Source organism: Streptomyces sp. NPDC020996, from assembly GCF_040641355.1.
GTDB lineage: Bacteria > Actinomycetota > Actinomycetes > Streptomycetales > Streptomycetaceae > Streptomyces.
Map to the genome: position 1 here is coordinate 139,105 of NZ_JBFADM010000012.1, position 20,682 is coordinate 159,786.

15 protein-coding genes are annotated in these 20,682 nt (G+C 72.3%); all 15 read left to right on the forward strand.

The window, feature by feature from the left end; genetic code table 11:
• The first annotated feature begins 15 nt into the window (after positions 1–15).
• Genes AB0G63_RS12030 through AB0G63_RS12100 form a run of 15 tightly spaced genes read left to right on the forward strand, consistent with a single transcriptional unit; the run spans position 16 to position 20,679 of the window.
• The gene (locus AB0G63_RS12030; protein ID WP_360748186.1) at positions 16–1,332 is read left to right on the forward strand and encodes a nucleotide sugar dehydrogenase; all 1,317 of its coding nucleotides are present in this window, start codon (positions 16–18) and stop codon (positions 1,330–1,332) included.
• A complete protein-coding gene (locus AB0G63_RS12035; RefSeq protein ID WP_360748189.1) occupies positions 1,322–2,587 on the forward strand; it encodes a glycosyltransferase family 4 protein in 1,266 nt (421 codons plus the stop codon). The genes AB0G63_RS12030 and AB0G63_RS12035 overlap by 11 nt, the downstream gene beginning before the upstream one ends.
• Positions 2,584–3,951, forward strand: a complete 1,368-nt coding sequence (locus AB0G63_RS12040) for a polysaccharide biosynthesis protein (protein ID WP_360748192.1) — start codon at positions 2,584–2,586, stop codon at positions 3,949–3,951. Before AB0G63_RS12035 ends, AB0G63_RS12040 begins: the two co-directional genes overlap by 4 nt.
• Positions 3,948–5,498: a Wzz/FepE/Etk N-terminal domain-containing protein gene (locus AB0G63_RS12045; RefSeq protein WP_360748195.1), complete on the forward strand. Its 1,551-nt coding sequence runs from the start codon at positions 3,948–3,950 to the stop codon at positions 5,496–5,498. Before AB0G63_RS12040 ends, AB0G63_RS12045 begins: the two co-directional genes overlap by 4 nt.
• A 3-nt stretch (positions 5,499–5,501) precedes the next feature.
• Positions 5,502–7,436 (forward strand): asparagine synthase (glutamine-hydrolyzing), encoded by a 1,935-nt coding sequence (asnB, locus tag AB0G63_RS12050; RefSeq protein ID WP_360748198.1) that lies wholly within the window; start codon positions 5,502–5,504, stop codon positions 7,434–7,436.
• A 25-nt stretch (positions 7,437–7,461) separates the two neighbouring features.
• On the forward strand, positions 7,462–9,654 hold the full coding sequence (locus tag AB0G63_RS12055) for a bi-domain-containing oxidoreductase (RefSeq protein ID WP_360748201.1): 2,193 nt from the start codon (positions 7,462–7,464) through the stop codon (positions 9,652–9,654).
• Positions 9,651–11,603, forward strand: coding sequence for an alginate lyase family protein (locus tag AB0G63_RS12060; protein WP_360748204.1), 1,953 nt, complete (start codon positions 9,651–9,653; stop codon positions 11,601–11,603). The genes AB0G63_RS12055 and AB0G63_RS12060 overlap by 4 nt, the downstream gene beginning before the upstream one ends.
• Positions 11,604–11,611: 8 nt before the next feature.
• Complete coding sequence (locus AB0G63_RS12065; RefSeq protein WP_360748207.1) at positions 11,612–13,147, forward strand: right-handed parallel beta-helix repeat-containing protein; 1,536 nt, start codon at positions 11,612–11,614, stop codon at positions 13,145–13,147.
• 1 nt (position 13,148) lies between these two features.
• Positions 13,149–14,453: an O-antigen ligase domain-containing protein gene (locus AB0G63_RS12070; RefSeq protein ID WP_360748209.1), complete on the forward strand. Its 1,305-nt coding sequence runs from the start codon at positions 13,149–13,151 to the stop codon at positions 14,451–14,453.
• Positions 14,454–14,455: 2 nt separating this feature from the next.
• On the forward strand, positions 14,456–15,697 hold the full coding sequence (locus AB0G63_RS12075) for a glycosyltransferase (protein WP_360748260.1): 1,242 nt from the start codon (positions 14,456–14,458) through the stop codon (positions 15,695–15,697).
• A complete protein-coding gene (locus tag AB0G63_RS12080; RefSeq protein WP_360748212.1) occupies positions 15,694–16,929 on the forward strand; it encodes a class I SAM-dependent methyltransferase in 1,236 nt (411 codons plus the stop codon). The genes AB0G63_RS12075 and AB0G63_RS12080 overlap by 4 nt, the downstream gene beginning before the upstream one ends.
• Positions 16,926–17,735 carry a glucose-1-phosphate cytidylyltransferase gene (locus tag AB0G63_RS12085; RefSeq protein WP_360748215.1) on the forward strand — a complete coding sequence of 270 codons (810 nt, stop codon included), beginning with the start codon at positions 16,926–16,928 and terminating at the stop codon, positions 17,733–17,735. Before AB0G63_RS12080 ends, AB0G63_RS12085 begins: the two co-directional genes overlap by 4 nt.
• Complete coding sequence (locus AB0G63_RS12090; RefSeq protein ID WP_360748218.1) at positions 17,732–18,379, forward strand: PIG-L deacetylase family protein; 648 nt, start codon at positions 17,732–17,734, stop codon at positions 18,377–18,379. Before AB0G63_RS12085 ends, AB0G63_RS12090 begins: the two co-directional genes overlap by 4 nt.
• A 3-nt stretch (positions 18,380–18,382) precedes the next feature.
• Complete coding sequence (locus tag AB0G63_RS12095) at positions 18,383–19,408, forward strand: SDR family oxidoreductase (protein WP_360748221.1); 1,026 nt, start codon at positions 18,383–18,385, stop codon at positions 19,406–19,408.
• Positions 19,396–20,679: a DUF4910 domain-containing protein gene (locus AB0G63_RS12100; protein ID WP_360748224.1), complete on the forward strand. Its 1,284-nt coding sequence runs from the start codon at positions 19,396–19,398 to the stop codon at positions 20,677–20,679. Before AB0G63_RS12095 ends, AB0G63_RS12100 begins: the two co-directional genes overlap by 13 nt.
• Positions 20,680–20,682 lie beyond the last annotated feature (3 nt).

Genomic DNA, 20,682 nt, shown 5'->3' on the forward strand with positions numbered 1-20,682 from the left:
GGGGAGAGACGGAGCATGAGAGTCAGCGTTTTCGGGCTCGGCTACGTGGGCTGCGTATCAGCCGCCTGCCTGGCCAGCATGGGGCACGAGGTCATCGGGGTGGACGTCAACCAGGTGAAGGTCGACCTGGTCAACGACGGCAAGGCCCCGGTGGTCGAGGAGCGGATCGGCGAACTCATCGACGAGGTCGTGCGGACCGGAGCGCTGCGCGCCACCGGCGACGTCCGCGAGGCGATCATGGGCAGCGAGGTGTCGCTGGTCTGCGTGGGCACGCCCTCGGAGCCCAACGGCAGCCTGTGCACGACGTACTTGGAGCGGGTCACCGAGCAGATCGGCGCCGCGCTGGCCGAGCGGGGCGGGCGGCAGACCGTCGTGTTCCGCAGCACCATGCTTCCGGGGACCTGCCTGAACCTGCTGGTGCCGATCCTGGAGAAGAGCACCGGCGGCACGGCCGGGGTGGACTTCGGAGTCGCGGTCAACCCGGAGTTCCTGCGCGAGGGCACGAGCGTGCGGGACTTCTTCGACCCGCCCAAGACCGTCATCGGCCAGCTCGATCCGGCAAGCGGCGACGCGGTGGCGGCGCTGTACGAGGGCTTGCCCGGCGAGGTGTTCCGGGTGCCGGTCCCGACCGCCGAGGCGGTCAAGTACGCGGACAACGCGTTCCACGGCCTCAAGATCGGCTTCGCGAACGAGCTGGGCGCGGTGTGCCAGGCGCTCGGCGTGGACTCGCACCAGGTGATGGACGTGTTCCTGGCCGACCGCAAGCTGAACATCAGCCCCGCCTATCTGCGGCCCGGCTTCGCCTTCGGTGGCTCCTGCCTGCCCAAGGACCTGCGCAGCCTGGTCCACGCGGCGCAGCGGGCCGACGTCTCGGTGCCCATCCTCTCCCACGTGCTGGCCTCCAACGCCGACCATCTGCAGCGCGCGGTGGACATGGTCGAGCGCACCGGCAAGCGCCGGGTGGGCCTGTTCGGGCTGTCCTTCAAGCCCGGCACCGACGACCTCCGCGAGAGCCCGCTCGTCGAGCTGGCGGAGAGGCTCTTCGGCAAGGGGTACGACATCAAGATCTACGACGCCAATGTGAGCCTCTCCCGGCTGCTCGGCGCGAACCGCGAGTACATCGAGAACCGGCTGCCGCATCTCGCGCAGCTGCTCGCGGACTCCGTCGACGAGGTGCTCCAGCACGCCGAGGTGTGCCTGGTCGGGACCAGGGATCCGGCGGTGCTGTCGTCGCTGCCCCATGAGGACGGACCGCTGATCGTCGACCTCATCCGCCTTCCCGACGCCGAGGCGCGCCGGGCCGAACCGAGGTACATGGGCCTTGCCTGGTAACACGACCAGCGGCGACGGGGCGGGCCGGCGCGCGCTGATCCTGGTGGAGAACCTGTCGGTGCCGTTCGACCGGCGGGTGTGGCAGGAGTGCACGACGCTGCGCGACGCGGGCTGGGAGGTGCACGTCATCTGCCCCCGGGGGGAGAAGCGGGACACGGAGCCGGAGGCGGTGATCGACGGGGTGCGGATCCACCGCTACCCGTTGCGCGCGGCCACCGGGGGGCCGGCCGGCTACCTGCGGGAATACGGTTCGGCGTTGTGGCACACGGTCCGGCTGGCCCGCAAGGTCGGCCCGGTCGACGTGGTCCACGCCTGCAACCCGCCCGATCTGCTGTTCCTGCCGGCGCTGTGGCTGAAGCGGCGCGGCGCGCGGTTCGTCTTCGACCAGCACGACCTGGTACCCGAGCTGTACCTCTCCCGGTTCGACCGCGGCGAAGACCTGCTCTACCGCGCGGTGTGCGCGCTGGAACGGCGGACCTACCGGGCCGCGGACATCGTGCTCGCCACGAACGAGAGCTACCGGGACGTCGCGCTGCGCCGTGGCGGCCGGCGGCCGGAGGACGTCTTCGTGGTGCGCAGCGCGCCCGCCGTCGACCGGTTCCGGCCGGTGCCGCCGGAGCCGGAGTTGAAGCGCGGCAAGCCTCATCTGTTGTGCTACCTCGGCGTCATGGGCCCGCAGGACGGCGTCGACTACGCCTTGCGGGCCCTCGCGAAGCTGCGCGACGAGCTCGGGCGGACCGACTGGCATGCGGTGTTCGTCGGCGCCGGCGACGCCTTCGACGCGATGGTGGAGCTGTCGCGGCGGCTCGGTCTCGGCGAGCAGGTGCAGTTCACCGGGCGCATCCCGGACGCCGACCTGGTGCGCTATCTGAGCACCGCGGACGTGTGCCTCTCTCCCGACCCGCGCAATCCGCTGAACGACGTGTCGACCATGAACAAGGTCCTGGAGTACATGGCGATGGGGCGGCCGATCGTCTCGTTCGACCTCCGGGAGGCGCGCGTCTCCGCCGGTGACGCCGCCGTCTACGCCCCCGCCAACGACGAGGCCGCGTTCGCCGGGCTCATCGCGCTGCTCCTCGACGATCCGGAGCAGCGGGCCCGGATGGGCAAGATCGGCCAGGAGCGGATCAGCGGCCCGCTGTCCTGGCGCAATTCGCAAGCGTCGCTGCTCGCCGCCTACGCCGCCGCCTGCCGGGACCATGCCCCGGTGTCGGCACGTGGGCCGGTCCGTACGGGGAAGAGGCCGCTTCATTGAACGACGACACGATCCGCCTGGTCACGATCGGACGGATTCTAGGCCGGCGGTGGCGGCTTCTCGCCGTGCTCGCCGCGGTGGGTGCGCTCGTCGGCTACGGCACCTCGGTGCTGGTGTTTCCGCCGCGGTACACGGCGTCGGCGTCGGTACTGCTGCCGGGGCTGTGGGAGGAGCGCGAACTGCTGACCCAGGTGGACATCGCGACCAGCTCGGCGGTGGTCGACCGCGCGGCCGCCACGCTCGGCTGGAAGGGCGTCAGCGGCGTCGAACTGCGGGATCAGGTGAGCGCCAAGGCCGCCGACGGGAACATCATCAAGATCTCGGGTACCGCCGACACCCCGGAGCGCGCGCAGCGGCTCTCCGACCAGATGGCCCAGCAGTTCGTCACCTTCGCCACGCGGATCACGGACGGCTCCACCGCCCCCGAAGCGGTCACCGGAACCGAGGCGCTGCGGAAGAAGGTGGCGGAGACCAACCGCCGCATCACCGAACTGGCCGATGCGGCCGACCCGGGGCGGACCGTGGAGAGCGTGCAGGCCCGCACCGAGCTCGAGAAACTGCGCACCGCGCTGCAGGACGCCATGAAGAAGCTGGACGAGGCCGACCCGGCGACCGACAAGGCCGGCATGGTCGTCATGGGGCCGGCGGCCCGGCCGACGGGCGAGGCACCGCCGACCAGGACGCAGCTCGTCGTCGCCGGGGCGCTGGTGTTCTTCCTGCTCGCGGTCATCGGCCATCTCGTCGCCGCACGGACGAATCGCCGGCTGCGCGCCGAGCCGGAGATCGCCGCGGCGCTGGGCTCGGCGCTCCTCGGCACCGTCGACGTGCCGGGTGAACGGCGCGCCTACCGGCCGGAGAAGACCGGCGCACGGGCCCGGATCCGCCGGCTTCTCGGCGCCGACACCCGGTGGGACCTGCCGGCCCCGCAGTGGTCCGGCGAGGCCGACAGGCAGATCCGCTGCCGACGGGTGTGCGCCCGCCTCCGGGACAGGCTGCCGGTCCCCCGCCGGCTGCTGGTCGTCGTACCGGAAGGCGACGAGGTCGCCCGCCGGGCCGCCGGGCAGCTGGTCGCCGAGGCCGGGAGCGATCCGCTGCTGCGGGTGGTGGAGGTCTCGGTGGACCGGCCGATCGTGCCGGACCGCGAAACGGAGTCCGGTGCCCTGGTCGTCCTCAGCGCGGGCAGCCGGACCGCGGACGAGCTCGCCGGCATCGCCGGGGCGTGTGCGGACGGCGGGCACGAGGTCGTCGGCGTCGTCGTCGCCGGCACGGTCCGCACCCGTCCGACGCGGACCGCCGGCCGTCCTTCGGACGAGGCCGCCATGGCGTTCGCGGGTCGCGGCCACGCGACGGGAGGTTCAGTGTGACGACGAGTACGACTTCTCAGTCGCCGGCCGCCACTCCGCTCATCGACCTGCAGGCGCTGGTGGTCGCGGTCCGCAGGCGCCGCCGTCTCTGGTGCGGCCTGGCGCTGACCGGACTGCTGATCGGCGCGGCGGTGGCGGTCCTGCTGCCGCCGTCGCCGTCCGCGGTGGCCAAGGTGCTGGTCGCGCATCAGGAGGACCAGCCGAACGACACCGGAACGCTGATCCGCACCGACGTCCAGCTGCTGCAGACCACGCAGATCGCCGACCGGGCCCTGCGGTCCCTGAAGTCCCCGGAGAAGCCGGAAGACTTCATGAAGGAGTACCGGGGCACCGGATTGTCCAACAACGTGCTCCAGATCGACGTCACGGGTGACACCGACGCGGAAGCCGTGGCCCGGGCCGAGGCACTGGCCGAAGCGTTCGTCGCGGACCACGCGCAGCGGATACGGGACATCTCGGACGCCGAGGCCAAGGGCCTGCTCGACCAGCGGGACCGCCTGCAAAAGCAGCTCGCCGACGTCAACAAGGAGATCGGCGGCCGGTCGGCGGCCAGCGACCCGAAAGCGGCGGCGAGCCTCGAGTCGCTCTTCGCCCGCCGGGCCGACCTCACTTCGCGGATCGCCGACTTCGGCCAGCGCGCCGAGGAGGCGCGCATCGGCGCGCCGCAGCTCATCGCCGGCACCCAGATCGTGGACGCCCCGCGCGCGGTGCGGCACTCCCTGCCCAAGGCCGCCGTCACCGACGCCGTGATCGGGCTCGTCCTCGGGCTCTTCCTCGGGCTCGCGCTGGCCGCGGTCGGCGCGGTGGTCGCCGACCGCCCCGTGCTGCGCCGGGACATCGCGGCGAACCTCGGCGCCTCGGTCATCGCGGAGCTGCCCCGCCGGCCGGGCAGGCGGTGGCAGCGCCGACGGACCCGGCTCGCACGCGAACGGCTCACCACGACGCTGGCCCGCACCGTGCGCGGCTCCGCGGAACCGGTGTCGCTGCTGGAACTGGGCTGTGCGCGCAGCGCGAGCATGATCGCCCTGGACCTCGCCCGGGCCCTGGCGGCGGAGGGGCCGCTGGTCGTCGTCGACGGTCTGCCGGGCCCGCAGCTCGCAGGCCGGCAAAAGCCAGGAGACCCCACCGTGGTCAGCGGTGAACGTGCCGCGGCCGTATCGCCCCGGGAGCGCCGGATCGGCGTCGGCTCGGTGGCGCCCGGCACGGCGTGGACGGACCTGAGGTATCTCGGCACCCGGACCGTGCTCGTCGTGCGGGCCGGGCACGGCAGCGCCGCATGGCTGCACACGGTGGCGCGGCAGCTCGCGGACCAGCGCATACCGGTGATCGGTGTGGTGCTGATCGACCCCGATCCGCGTGACCGGACCGACGGCACGCTGTGGGACGGGCTGGGCACCGCGCTGCGCGGCCGGAGCGAGCGGCCGGCCCGGCCGAACGGCGGGGGTGCCTCCCCCGCCGTTCAGGCAGTGGGAGAGGGCCGGCGGCCCGCGGAGCGGCAGCCGATGCCGGCCGCACGGGTCCCGGACAACGACCAGGAGGTGCGGTAGGACATGTGTGGCATCGCGGGCACGTACCGATGGCCGGACGGAAAGGTCCTGACCGACCGCCTCACCGACACCCTCGCCCACCGCGGCCCGGACGGTGCGGGCCGCTACGGTCACCCCGTCGGTGACGGCGAAGTGCAGCTCGGGCACCGTCGGCTGTCCATCATCGACCTGTCGGAGACCGGCGCCCAGCCGATGGTCTCGGACGGCCTCGCCCTGACGTACAACGGCGAGCTGTACAACGCGCCCGAGCTGCGTGCCGAGCTGGCGGCCTCAGGGGTGCGCTTCCGCGGCACCTCCGACACGGAGGTGCTCCTTCAGGCCTGGCGGCGCTGGGGCACGGACTGCCTGCCCCGGCTGCGCGGCATGTTCGCGTTCGGCGTCTTCGACGAGCGGACCGGTGACCTGGTGCTCGCCCGCGACCAGCTCGGCATCAAGCCGCTGTTCCTGCTCCGGCGCGGCGGGGGCCTGGTGTTCGCCTCCGAGCTCAAGGCGCTCGCCGCCGCGACCGGCGGGACGCTGGAGGTGGACCATGCGGCGCTGGTGGCCTCACTGCTGTACTACTGGGTGCCGGACTCGCGGTGCGCGTTCCGCGAAGCGGAGAAGCTGCCGCCGGGGACCTGGCTGAGGTGCCGGCCCGACGGCCGGGTGGAGCGCGGCCGGTTCTGGAACCTGAAGGACGTCGCCGCCGAGGGCCGGGAGCGGGCCCGGAGCGGCGAACAGCCGGACCTGGCCGCCGTCGTCGAGGAGTCGGCCCGGCGTCACCTGCTCTCCGACGTCCCCGTGGCGACCTTCCTCTCCGGCGGCCTCGACTCCAGTTACCTGACCGCGCTGGCGGCCCGCAGCCGGCCCGGGATCTCCGCCTACACGATCGGCTTCCGCGCCGAGGACGCCAGGTTCGAGGCGATGCCGGACGACCTGCGCTACGCCCGGCAGGTGGCCGAGCGGTTCGGCGTCGACCTGCACGAGATCGAGATCGCCCCGAACGTGCTCGACCTGCTGCCGCGGATGACGTACCACCTGGACGAGCCGATCGGCGACCCCGCCGCGATCAACACGTACCTGATCTGCTCGGCCGCCCGGGAGGCCGGGGTCAAGGTGATGCTCTCCGGGATGGGCGCCGACGAGCTGTTCGCCGGGTACCGCAAGCACCTGGCCAACCTGCTCGCGCTGCGTTACCAGCGCGTCCCGCGGCCACTGCGCCGCGCGGTGTCCGGAGCCGTGGACCGGCTGCCGGTCGCCACGTCCCGCCGGGGGTACCGGTCGGTGCGCTTCGCGAAGCGGTTCCTCTCCTTCGCCGATCTGCCGGAGGAGACCGCGTTCCGGCGCAGCTACACCATGTACGACCGGGACGAGTTGCTCGCCCTTGTCGATCCCGACCTGGCCGGGACGGTCGACGAGGTGCTGACCGAACATGCGGACGTCTACCGGGACAACGACCTCGACGACTTCGTCAACCGCATGTGCCTGACCGATGCCCGGATGTTCCTGCCGGGCCTGAACCTCGCGTACACGGACCGCTCCAGCATGGCCGCGTCGACCGAGGTGCGGGTGCCGTACGTGGACGTCGAGGTGGTCAAGGCGGCGTTCGCCGTGCCCGGTGACCGCAAGATCGTCGGACGGCAGGGCAAGGCCGTCCTCAAGGAGGCGGCCGCCTCGGTCCTGCCCCGGGAGATCGTCTACCGGCCCAAGGGCCTGTTCAGCGCGCCGCTGCGGGCCTGGATGAGCCGGGATCTGGCGCCGCTGGTACGCGAGGTGGTGCACGACGGCGCGCTCGTCAGCTCCGGGCTGCTGCGCCGCGACGCGCTCGCGCGCATGGTCGCCGAGGACGCCGCCGGGCAGCGGGACTTCTCCAAGCATCTGTGGCATGTGCTGACGCTCGAGTACTGGTACCGCGACGCGACGCCCGGGTCCGGCCGGGGTGCTCGCCCGGCGGCGTGAAGACGTAGAAACAAGGGGACTTCGGGTGAAACAGGTTGTGCAGAACTACAAGAGCGGCGAGCTGGCGGTGCTCGACGTGCCGGTGCCGGGGTGCAAGCCGGGGGGTGTGCTGGTCCGTACCGCCTACTCGCTGATATCCACCGGGACCGAGCTCATGAAGGTCTCCGAGGCCGGCATGTCGATGCTGGGCAAGGCCCGCTCCCGGCCGGACCAGGTGGCCAAGGTGATGCAGAGCGTGGCCACCAACGGGGTGCCGGCCACGTACCGCAAGGTGATGGGCAAGCTGGACTCCTACACGCCGCTGGGCTACTCGCTGTGCGGGGTGGTCGAGCAGGTCGGCGCCGGGATCGACGACGTGAAGACCGGCGACCTGGTGGCCTGCGCAGGCAACGAGCACGCGTTGCACGCCGAGTTCAACTGGGTGCCGAAGAACCTCTACGTCCCGGTGCCGGACGGCCTCGCGCCGCGGCACGCCGCCTTCGGCACGGTCGGGTCGATCGCGTTGCAGGGCGTCCGCCAAGGCGAGCCGCAGCTCGGCGAGGTGGCGCTGGTCATCGGCCTCGGGCTGATCGGGCAGCTGGTGGTGCAGTTGCTCGCCGCCTCGGGGGTCCGGGTGGTCGGGGTCGACCCCGACCCGGCGCGCTGCGAGCTCGCCGAGCGGCTGGGCGCCGCGGCCTGCGGCGACCCCGCGTCCGCGGCCGTGGAGGCCGCGGTCGCCGAACTCACCGACGGTCACGGCGTGGACCAGGTGTACCTGGCCGCCGGCGGCGGCAGCAACCAGCCCGTCGAGCTGGCCGCCCGGCTGAGCCGGGACCGCGGCCGGGTCGTCGACATCGGCAAGTGCCGCCTGGACCTGCCGTGGAACGCGTACTACGAGAAGGAGCTCGACGTCCGGTTCTCCCGCAGTTACGGCCCCGGGCGCTACGACCCGGAGTACGAGCTCGAGGGCCGGGACTACCCGATCGGCTACGTGCGCTGGACCGAGCGCCGCAACCTGGCGTGCTTCCTCGACCTCGCCGCCCGGGACAGGATCGACGTGGAGCCCCTGGTCTCCCACATCGCCGACTTCGATGACGCGGCCGAGACGTACCAGCGCCTGAAGGACGGCGACCTGAAGGCCGTGGCCGTGCTGTTCCGGTACCCCGAACAGGCGGGGGAAGCGGAGGAGGCCGGGGCCCCGGCGGTCGCCGTGCCCGCGGTGCAGCGCCCCGGCGACGGTGTGTCCGGGCCGGCCCGGGCGGCCAGGACGCCGGTGCGCCTGGCGTTCGTCGGCGCGGGGAACTACGCGACGTCGATGCTGCTGCCGCACCTGGCACAGCGCGACGGCGTCGAACTGTCGGCGGTCGTCACCACGACGGCGCTGTCCGCGGCCAACGCGCAGCGGAAGTTCGGCTTCGCCGAGGCGACGACCGATCTCGACGCCGTGCTCGGCGACGAGTCCATCGACGCGGTGTTCGTGGTGACCCGGCACAGCTCGCACGCCGAACTGACCCGGAAGGCACTGCTGGCGGGCAAGTCCGTGTTCGTGGAGAAGCCGCTGGCCCTCACCGAGGACGAGCTGGCCGGCGTACTCGCGGCGGTGGAGGAGTCCGGCAACGACCGGCTGCAGGTGGGCTTCAACCGCCGGTTCGCTCCGCTGCTGCGGGAGGCCAGGAAGCGGTTCGGCGCCCGGACCGGTCCGGCCAGCCTGCGCTACCTGGTCAACGCGGGCCGGCTGCAGCACGGCAGCTGGTACCTCCGGCAGCAAACCGAGGGCTCGCGGTTCGCCGGCGAGGGCGGGCACTTCATCGACACGGCGAGCTGGCTGCTGGACGCCGACCCGGTCTCGGTGTACGCGGTCGCCACGTCCGGCAACGAGGACCTGCAGGTCGTCCTGCGCTACCCGGACGGCTCCACCGCCACCATCAGCTACGTCACCACCGGCGCGCCCGGCTTCCCCAAGGAGACGCTGGACCTGGTCGCGGACGGCAAGGTGCTGCGGCTCGACGACTTCGTCCGCGCCTCGGTCTACGGCCGCAAGCGGTGGGTCAGTTCGCGGCTGCCCAAGGCACGGGACAAGGGCCAGTCCGCCGAGCTGGCCGCTTTCCTCAAGGCCGTGCGGACCGGCGGGCCGATGCCGGTGCCGCTGGAGTCGCTGGTCGCCACCACCTCGGCCACCCTCGCCGTGCAGACCGGCCTGGCCGGCGGTGCGCCGGTGACGTTGGCGAGGGCGCGATGACTGTGATCTCGGGGAGTGCGGGCTGGTACCTGCGGCGGCTGTCCCGGATGGGGCCGCGGGAGGTCGGCGGCCGGGTGGGCGACGCGGTGCGCAGGCGGCGGTGGCGGTCGGCGCGGCCGGACTGCCCGGGCGTGAGCGGCGCCCGGTTCACCGCGGTCCTGCCCGCGGGGACGATCGCCGCGGTGCCTCCGGACGCCGCGAAACGGCTAGTCGCCGAGGCGGACCGGCTGATGTACGGGCACGCCGAGTACTTCGGGGTGGTCCGCGAGGACCTGGCCGACCCGGACTGGTGCTGGGACCCGAAGACCGGGCGCCGGGCCCCGTCGGGTTACGCCTTCGACGTGCCGTACCGGAACGAGGACGCGGTCGGGGACATCAAGCAGATCTGGGAACTGTCCCGGCACCAGTACCTCACCGTGCTCGCCGCCGCCTACGCGATCACCGGGGACGAGCGGTACGCCGAGCGCGTGGCCGAGCACCTGCGGTCGTGGTGGGCGGCCAGCCCGCCGCTGCGCGGCGTGCACTGGATCAGCGGTATCGAGCTGGGCATCCGGCTGCTGTCCTGGGTGTGGATCCGCCGGCTGCTGGACGGCTGGCCGGGCGCGCCCGGGCTGTTCGAGGACAACCCGGTGGCGCTGAACCAGATCTGGCACCACCAGCGCTGGCTGGCCGCCTTCCCCAGCCGGGGATCTTCGGCGAACAACCACGTCATCGCCGAGGCCGCCGGGCAGTTCGCCGCGGCCTGCGCGTTCGGATGGTTCCCCTCCTCGGCGCGCTGGCGGGCCGACGCGCTGCGGTCGCTGGAACGGCAGCTGCGCGGCAACACCTTCGACTCCGGCCTCAACCGCGAGCTGGCCACCGAGTACCACGGACTCGTGCTGGAACTCGGCCTGGCCGCGGTGGCCGAGGCGGATGCCGCCGGCGTGCCGGTCCCCGCGTCGGTCCGGCTGGTGCTGCTGCGGATGACCGACGCGCTCGCCGCCGTCGTGGACAGCCGGCTGCGGCCGCCGCGCCAGGGGGACGCGGACGACGGGCACGGTCTGGTCGTGGACGGCGCGGGCACCGACCGCTGGGCCTCGCTGCTGGCCACCGGCGACGCCGTGTTCGGCCGGCTCGAATGGTGGCCGGCGGTGACCGGCGCCGATGTGCGCACCCCGCTGCTGGCCGCGCTCATCAAACCCACTGAACTGTCGGTGAGCCGCCCGACCGGCCGACCGGCGCACTTCGCCGACGCGGGCATGACGATCCTGCGGGGCCCTGGCGAGATCTGGTGCCGCTGCGACGGCGGTCCGCACGGCTTCCTGTCCATCGCCGCGCATGCCCACGCGGACGCGCTGTCCGTGGAGGTCCGGCACGACGGGGTCGACGTGCTCGCCGACCCGGGGACGTACTGCTACCACGGGCAGCCCGAGTGGCGGCAGTACTTCCGGTCGACCCTCGGCCACAACACCCTGCAACTGGACGGCGGTGACCAGTCCGTCTCCGGCGGCCCGTTCCTGTGGACCCGGCATGCCCGCAGCCGCGTCCTGGTCGCGGACGCGTCCGGCGAGGGGGTGGCCCGCTGGTGTGCCGAGCACGACGGCTACCAGGGCTCCGTGCACCGCCGCCGGGTGGAGCTGACGGCCGCGAGCCGGGAGCTGCGGGTGGTCGACGAGGTGCGCGGCCCGCGCCGGGCCGCGCACCTGGCGTTCCACCTCGGACCGGCGATCACCGCGGACCTGGCGGGGCACCGGGCGGTGCTCACCTGGACCCGGGACGGTGAGGGACGTTCCGCGGAGCTCGAGCTGCCCGGGCAGCTGTCCTGGCGGGCGCACCGCGGCGAGACCGACCCGCCGCTGGGCTGGTACTCCGCCGGATTCGGGCGCAAGGAACCCGCCACGACCCTGGTCGGGACCGGCTTCACCGACGGCGCGGACGGGTTCACCACCGTGCTCAGGTTCCGCGGCTAGGGGGGCGCGTGGGGTTCAAGAGGCGGCACTGGGCGTCGGCGGCGGCACCGCTGGCGCTGGCGCTGGCCCTGCTGGCGACCGGCTGCGACAGCACGTCGAGTGCCGGGGCGGAGCCGAAGGCCGCGCCGACCGCGTCCGCGGCCCCGCCCGTGGCACGGGTGTGCGCCGAGCCCGGGGCCGGGCCGGCGAAGGCGCCGGCGGGCGCGGTGACGGTCGACCCCGCGGTGGTCGGTGACCTGGCGGCGAAGACGAAGAGCAGCCCCCCGAACACCACGTTCTGGCTTCGGCCGGGCAGGCACCGGCTCGCCCCGGACCGGTACGCCCAGGTCATCCCCAAGGAAGGGGACCGCTACCTCGGTGCGCCCGGCGCGGTGCTGGACGGCCGGAAGAAGAACCAGTACGCGTTCGGCGGCAGCGCCCGCGACGTCACCATCCGCTACCTGACCGTGGAACGTTTCGTGGCGCCGCTGAACGAGGGCGTGGTCAACCATGACTCGGCCGACGGATGGGTGATCGAGCACGCGACGATCCAGAACAACTCCGGCGCCGCGCTGATGGCCGGCGCCCGCCAGCAGGTCCGCGCCAGCTGCCTGCGCCGCAACGGCCAGTACGGCATGAACGCGTACAAGGCCGACGGCCGGATCAGCGGCCTGGTGGTCGAGGGCAACGAGATCGTGGGCAACAACACCGACGGCTGGGAGCGGCGGCGCAAGGGCTGCGGCTGCACCGGAGGCATCAAGTTCTGGGCCGTCAACGGCGCCGACGTGCGCGGCAACTGGGTGCACGACAACCACGGAACCGGCTTGTGGGCGGACACCAACAACAACGACTTCCTCATCGAGGACAACGTGCTGGAGGCCAACGACGGTGCCGCGCTGATCTACGAGATCAGCTACAACGCGGTCATCCGGCACAACACGATCCGGCGGAACAACTGGGTCGAGGGACGCAGGGCGGCCGAGAGCGGCGACAACTTCCCGTTCGCGACCGTCTACCTGTCCGAGTCCGGCGGCGAACCGCGGATCCCGGCCCGCACCGGCAAGATCGAGATCTACCGGAACGTGCTGGAGGACAACTGGTCCGGGATCACCCTGTGGGAGAACGCCGACCGATTCTGCAACAGCCCGGCCAACACCTCGTCCGGTGAATGCACCTTGCTGGTCCGGGACACCAAACGCTGTGCCAGGCCGGCGATCGCCAAGGCGCCGCTCTACGCCGACTGCCGGTGGAAGACACAGCGGGTGGACATCCACGACAACCGCTTCGTGCTGGACGAGTCCGTCGTCAAGTGCACGGAGAAGTGCGACCGAATGGCTCTCCTCGCCAACTACGGAACCTATCCGGACTGGTCGCCGTACAAGGGCGAGCGGGTGGCCGACGCGATCACCACCGAGCAGCACAACCGCTGGCACGACAACGTCTACGTCGGGCCGTGGAAGTTCGTGGCCCAGGACACGAGCCGGGTGCTCGACTTCCTGGAGTGGCAGGGCACGCCGTACCGGCAGGACGCGGGCAGCACCCTCGACCCCCTGGCCGGTGGTTGAGATGGGCGGAGAACAGAAGCCGGCCGGGCTGCCGGGCGGACCCGACACGGCGGGAACACGCCCCGGCGCCGCGTCGCGCCCCGTCGGCACACCGCGGATCGTCGGGATCGTCTGGGGGCTGCTCGTCCTCAACACGCTCGGCTCCGCCGGGGCGAAGACCATCGTCCCGCTGCCCCGCTCCCTCATCCAGATGGTCACCATGGGCGCGCTGGTCGCCGCGTTCACGCTGGCGCTCACGGTCAATCTCCGGCTGCGCATCCGAGCGAGCGCCTACCTGTTCCTGCTCACCGTGCTGCTGGTGATGAGCGTGGTCTCCAGCGCGAACCTGGAGTCCGGGTTCGGCGCGCTGTTCCGCTGCTTCCGGCTGGCTCTCTTCGTCGGCACGCTGTGGCTGCTCAGCCGCTGGTGGGACGGCAGCATGACGTTCGTCCGGCACCACATCCGGATGTACTTCGCGGTGCTCGGATCGGTGGCCGCCGGCCTCGCCGTCTCACCGGGCGCGGCCCTGCCCGACCTCTACGGCGGACGCCTCGTCGGCGCGTTGTGGCCGCTCACCCCGCCGCAGATCGGACAGTACGCCGCGGTGATCATCGGGCTCACCGTGCTGCTCCTGCTGGGGCGCAGGACCGACAGGGCGAGCGCGGCCGTGGTCATCGTGCCGTCACTCGTCCTGCTCGCACTGACCCATACCCGGACGGCCACGCTCGGTCTGCTCCTCGGGCTGGCGCTGGCGATCGGCTCGCTCATGCTGACCAGCGCCGCGGCCCGCCGGTTCTTCACCTGGGCGGTGCTGTGCGCCGTGGTGGCCGCGGTGGGGTTCGCCTCCGCGCTGCAGACGTGGTTCCTGCGCGGGCAGAGCAAGGAGAACTTCTCCAGTCTCACCGGCCGGGCCAAGGTCTGGGACGCCCTGCTGGCGGCGCCCCGGTCGGCCTCGGAGCAGTGGTTCGGCGTGGGCCTGGGCGACAAGTCGTTCGGCGGGCTGCCGATCGACAACAGCTGGCTGGCCGTCTACAACGAACAGGGTCTCATCGGCGTCACCCTCGTCGCGGCGTTCCTCATCGTGCTGGGCGGCGTCGCGCTGCTGCGGCCACCGTCGCTGCGGAGGGCCTGCGCGATCTTCCTGATCAGCTACTGCGCGATCGCGTCGTACACCGAGGCCGGTCTCGGCGACGCCTCGCCGTATCTGCTGCATCTGGCCCTGGCCGCCTCGCTGCTCGCGGCACCCGCCGAGGCCGCTCCCCCCTCGACGCCCGAAGTCCCACGACGACGCGTCCCGCGCTGGGCCCGCAGACCGGAGGTGACGTGAGCATGCACGTCCTGGTGGTGCACAACCGCTACGCCTCGGCACAGCCGAGCGGGGAGAACAAGGTCGTCGACCAGGAGGTGGAGCTGCTGCGCGCGGGCGGCCACCGGGTCGGGGTGTTCGAGCGGCGCAGCGACGACATCGCCGCCCGCTCCCTCCTCGGCAAGGCCGCGCTGCCGTTCCTCGTGCCGTGGAACCCGGCGGTGCGCGCGGAGCTCACCGCCCGGCTGCGTGCCGAGCGGCCGGACGTGGTGCACGTGCACAACGTCTTCCCGCTCCTGTCGCCCGCGGTGCTGGCCGCCTGCGCCGACGCCGGGGTGCCCGCCGTCGCGACGCTGCACAACTACACCCAGGTCTGCCCTCCCGGCACGCTGCAGCGCGACGGCCGGCCCTGCACGGAGTGCGTCGGATCGGCGCCGCTGCCCGCCGTCCGGCACGGCTGCTACCGCGGCTCCCGCCTCGCGACGGTGCCGCTCGCGGTCAGCCTCTCGGTCAACCGGCGGCGGTGGTGGTCCGGCGTGGAGCGGTTCCTGTGCATCTCCGCGGCGCAGCGCGACGTCCTGGTGCGGTCCGGCATGCCGGCCGAACGGCTGGCGGTGAAGCACAACTTCGTTCCCGACCCGGGCACCTGCCGAGTGGGCGGCGGAGAGCATCTGCTGTATCTCGGCCGGCTCGCGGAGGCCAAGGGCGTGCGGCTGCTCATGGCCGCCTGGGACGAGATCGCGGCGAGCGGCGGTGTGGGCGTCCCGCTCGTGATCGCCGGCGCTGGGCCGCTGGAGCGGGAGGTGACCGCCTGGGCGGCGGGCCGCGACGACGTGTGCCACGTCGGCCTGTTGGACCCGGCGGAGTGCCGGAAGGCCATCGCGCGATCGGTCGCCGTGGTGGCTCCCTCGACGTGGCTGGAGGCATTCGGTCTGGTGGTGGTGGAGGCGATGGCGGCCGGGGTCCCGACCGTCGCCGCCGGTCACGGCGCCTTCGTCGAACTCGTCGAGGACGGGGTGACCGGGCTGCTGCACCAGCCGGGCGACGCCGCCTCGCTCGCGTCCCGCATACGCCGGATCGCGGCCGAACCGGTCCGCAACCGGGAGATGGGCCAGGCGGCCCGGCGCCGTTACGAGCAGGGCTTCAGCCCGGCCGTCGGTCTCGAGCGCCTGGTGGAGGAGTACCGCACCGCGATCGCGGGTCGGTCAGCACTGGCTCGCGGCGGGGACACCCGCGCGAGCAGGGGGGATGGGGACAGCAGATGACACGATGCCGACTCTGCGGCTCGGAAGCGATGGCGAGCGTCGTCGACCTGGGGGCGACGCCACCGTGCGAGAGCTTCCTGGCCGCGGACCAACTGGACCAGCCGGAGCCGGCGTACCCGCTGCACCTGCGGGTCTGCACCGACTGCTGGCTCGCGCAGATCCCTCCGCTGATCACGCCGGAGGAGACGTTCAAGGAGTACGCGTACTTCTCCTCGTACTCCACCTCCTGGGTGGAGCACGCGCGCACGTTCGTCGCCGACGCCGTGGAGCGCCTCGCCCTCGGTCCCGATTCCTTCGTGGCCGAGGTCGCGAGCAACGACGGGTACCTGCTCAGGCACGTGGTGGACCGGGGGATCCGCTGCCTGGGCATCGAGCCGTCGGTGAACGTCGGTGCCGCGGCGCGGGAGGCCGGTGTGCCCACGCTCACGGAGTTCCTGAGCCCCGACACCGGCGCGGCGGTCCGCGCGGAGCACGGCCCGGCGAACCTGGTCGTGGCCAACAACGTGTACGCGCACATCCCCGACGTGGTCGGGTTCACCCGCGGGCTGCGCGCCCTGGTCGCCGACGACGGCTGGGTCTCCATCGAGGTGCAGCACCTGCTGACCCTGATCGAGGAGAACCAGTACGACACGATCTACCACGAGCACTTCCAGTACTACACGGTCGCGTCCGCGGCCCGGGCCCTGGCGAGCGGCGGACTCACGCTCGTGGACGTCGAGCTGCTGCCCACGCACGGCGGCTCCGTCCGGCTGTGGGCCCGGCCGGACGAGGTGGCCGGCGAGCCGACCCGGCGGGTGGCCGACGTCCTCGACCGGGAGAAGGCCGCCGGGCTGCAGGAGCTGTCCGGGTACACCGAGTTCTCCGCCCGGGTGGCCAAGGTGCGCCGGGATCTGCTGCGGTTCCTCATCGAGGCGGCCGAGCGCGGCGAGACGGTCGTGGGCTACGGCGCCCCGGGCAAGGGCAACACCCTGCTCAACCACTGCGGGATCCGGCCCGACCTGCTCCCGTACACGGTCGACCGGAACCCGTACAAGCACGGCAGGTTCACCCCGGGCACCCGTATCCCCATTCTGCCGCCCGAGCGGATAGCCGCCGACAAGCCGGACTACGTCCTCGTCCTGCCGTGGAACCTGCGGGCCGAACTGGTCGAGCAGTTGTCCTTCGTGCACGGCTGGGGCGGCCGGCTGGTCTTTCCCATCCCGGAACTGAGCATTGTCGAGGTGGAGTCATGAAGGTCGTCCTGTTCTGCGGCGGTTACGGGATGCGGATGCGCAACGGAGCCTCCGACGACGTGCCCAAGCCGATGGCGATGGTCGGGCCGCGACCGCTGATCTGGCACGTCATGCGCTACTACGCGTACTTCGGGCACAAGGAGTTCATCCTGTGTCTCGGCTACGGGGCGCATCACATCAAGAACTTCTTCCTCAACTACGAGGAGACGACGTCCAACGACTTCGTGCTGCGCGGCGGGCGGACCGAGCTGCTGTCCACCGACATCGCCGACTGGACGATCACGTTCGCGCAGACCGGCATCGAGTCGCCGATCGGGGAGCGGCTGCGCCGGGTGCGGCACCACCTGGACGGCGACGAGATGTTCCTCGCCAACTACGCCGACGTGCTCACCGACGCCCCGCTGCCGGAGATGATCGAGAACTTCGCCCGGCGGGACGCCGGCGCGTCGATGATGGTGGTGCCGCCGCAGTCCTCGTTCCACTGCGTGGACCTGGGCGAGGACGGCCTGGTGGGGGGCATCACCGCGGTCAGTGAACTGCCGCTGTGGGAGAACGGCGGCTACTTCGTGCTCCGCCAGGAGATCTTCGACCACATCCCCGAGAACGGGGACCTGGTCGCCGACGGATGTGCCCAGCTGGCCAAGCGCGGGCGGCTGGTGGCACACCAGCACCGCGGCTTCTGGAAGCCGACCGACACCGTGAAGGAGCGGGCGGCGCTCGATGACGCCTACGCCCGGGGCGACCGTCCGTGGGCCGTGTGGGAACGGGACGGCGCGGGGACCAACGCCGGGGTGAGGACCGCATGATCAAGCTCAGCGCCGGGCGCCCGGAACGGATCGTCGCGGTGGGCGCGCACTGCGACGACATCGCCATCGGCGCCGGCGGCACGCTGCTGACACTGTGCGGCGCGCGGCCGGGCATCCGCGTCGACGCGCTGGTGCTCTCCGGCGGCGGCACCGACCGGGAGCAGGAGGAGCGGGCCGCGCTCGCCGCCTTCTGCCCGGGCGCCGACCTGCGGCTGACCGTGCACAAGCTGCCGGACGGCCGGTTCCCGGCCCACTGGGAGGAGGCCAAGTCCGCGGTCGAGGAACTGCGTGCGCAGACCGACCCGGACCTCATCCTCGCCCCGCGCACGGACGACGCGCACCAGGATCACCGCGGACTGGCGCGGCTGCTGCCCACCGCGTTCCGCGACCACCTCGTGCTCGGCTACGAGATCGTCAAGTGGGACGGCGATCTCGGCCGTCCGTCGGTGTACCAGCCGCTGTCGCCGGAGACCGCCGAACAGAAGGTGCGACTGCTGCAGGAGCACTACCCCTCGCAGCGGCACCGGCCCTGGTACGACCGGGAGGCATTCCTCGGCCTTGCCCGGATCCGCGGCATCGAATGCCACGCCCGCTACGCCGAGGCGTTCGCCGTCACCAAACTCACGCTCGATCTGGGGGACTGAACCATGCGCGTACTGCTGACCGGACACCAGGGCTACCTGGGCACCGTGATGGCCCCGGTCCTCGCGGCCGCCGGGCACGAGGTCGTCGGCCTCGACGCCGGCCTGTTCGCCGACTGCGTGCTGGGCGAACCGCCCGCGGACCCGTCCGGGCACCGGGTGGACCTGCGCGACGTCACGGCCGAGCACGTGGCCGGGGTGGACGCCGTGATCCACCTGGCCGCGCTCTCCAACGACCCGCTGGGATCGCTGGCGCCGGACCTCACCTACGACATCAACCACCACGCGTCCGTACGGCTCGCCCGGCTGGCCCGCGACGCCGGCGTGCGGCGCTTCCTGTACGCGTCCACCTGCTCGGTCTACGGCGCGGCCGGCGGCGACGACCTGGTGACCGAGGACGCCCCGCTGCGCCCGGTGACGCCGTACGCGGAGTCCAAGGTGCGGGTGGAGGACGACCTGCACGCGCTGGCCGACGGCGACTTCACCCCGGTGTTCATGCGCAACGCCACCGCCTTCGGCTACTCGCCCCGGCTGCGCGCCGACATCGTGCTGAACAACCTGGTGGGCCACGCCCTGCTGTCCGGCGAGGTGCTGGTGCTCTCCGACGGCACCCCCTGGCGCCCGCTGGTGCACGCCGCCGACATCGCACGGGCCTTCGCGGCCGCGCTGACCGCGCCGCGGGAAGCGGTGCACGACCGGGCGTTCAACATCGGCAGCGAGACCAACAACGTCACGGTCGCCGAGATCGCCGGACAGGTCGCCGAGGCGGTCTCCGGCGCGAAGGTGGTGATCACCGGGGAGACCGGTGCCGATCCGCGGTCGTACCGGGTGGACTTCTCCCGGTTCCGCGCCGCGATACCCGGCTTCGACTGCGAGTGGACGGTGAAGCAGGGGGCGCTCGAACTCGCGGACGCCTACCAGAAGTTCGGGCTGACCCGGGAGGACTTCGAGCGACGCTTCACCCGCCTCGCCGTGCTGCGCGCGGCGTCCGACGCCGGCGCCGTCGACGACACCCTGCGGTGGCGCCGATGACCGGGACCGGCCGGCAGATGCACGCGCTGGTGGAGCGGCTGTACCCGCTGTGCCGGAGCATCACCGGCGACGGCGTGCGCGCCACCCTGGACATCGTCGGCGAGTACGTCCCGCTGCGGGTGCACGAGGTGCCGACCGGGACGCAGGTGCTCGACTGGACCGTGCCGCAGGAGTGGAACATCCGCGACGCCTACATCGCCGACTCCGCCGGCAACCGGGTGGTCGACTTCGCCGCGTCCAGCCTGCACGTGCTCGGCTACAGCGTGCCGGTGTCGGCCACCATGCCGCTGTCCGAGCTCCGCGCGCACCTGCACACCCTGCCGGACCACCCGGGTTGGGTGCCGTACCGCACCAGCTACTACAAGCCGGAGTGGGGGTTCTGTCTGGCCCAGGAGACCCTGGACGCGCTGCCGGACGGCGACTACGAGGTACGCATCGACTCCACGCTCGAAGACGGCCACCTCACCTACGCCGAGCATGTGATCCCCGGTCAGGTCCCGGACGAGGTGATCGTCTCCTGCCACGTCTGCCACCCGTCGCTGGCCAACGACAACCTGGCCGGCATCGCGGTGGCGACGTTCCTGGCCCGCGCGCTGGCGCAGCAAACGCCGTACTACACCTACCGGTTCATCTACGCGCCCGGCACCATCGGGGCGATCACCTGGCTGGCCCGCAACGCGGAGCGGGTGGAGCGGGTCAAGCACGGCCTGGTGCTGGCCTGCGCCGGGGACCGGGGCCAGTTGACGTACAAGCAGAGCAGACGCGGCGACGCGGAGATCGACCGGGTGATGCGGCATGTGCTCACCGCATCCGAACGCCCCCACTCCATCAACGAGTTCACTCCGTACGGCTACGACGAACGGCAGTACTGCTCGCCCGGCTTCGATCTCGGCGTGGGCTCGCTCAGCCGGACCCCGTACGCCGGGTACCCCGAGTACCACACCTCGGCGGACAACCCGGACTTCGTCTCCCCTGAGGCGATGGAGGACACCCTCGCGGTGTGCCGCGAGGCGTTCGCCGTCCTCGACCGCAACCGGCGGTACCTCAACCTCAGCCCGTACGGCGAACCGCAGCTGGGCCGGCGCGGGTTGTACGACGCGCTCGGCGGCCGCAGCGACACCAAGGAAGCCCAGATGGCCATGCTCTGGGTGCTCAGCCTCTCCGACGGCGAGCACAGTCTGCTGGACGTCGCCGAGCGGTCCGGGCTGCCGTTCGACACCGTCGCCGTAGCGGCCGACGCCCTGCACGGCGCCGGACTGATCAAGGCGTGACGC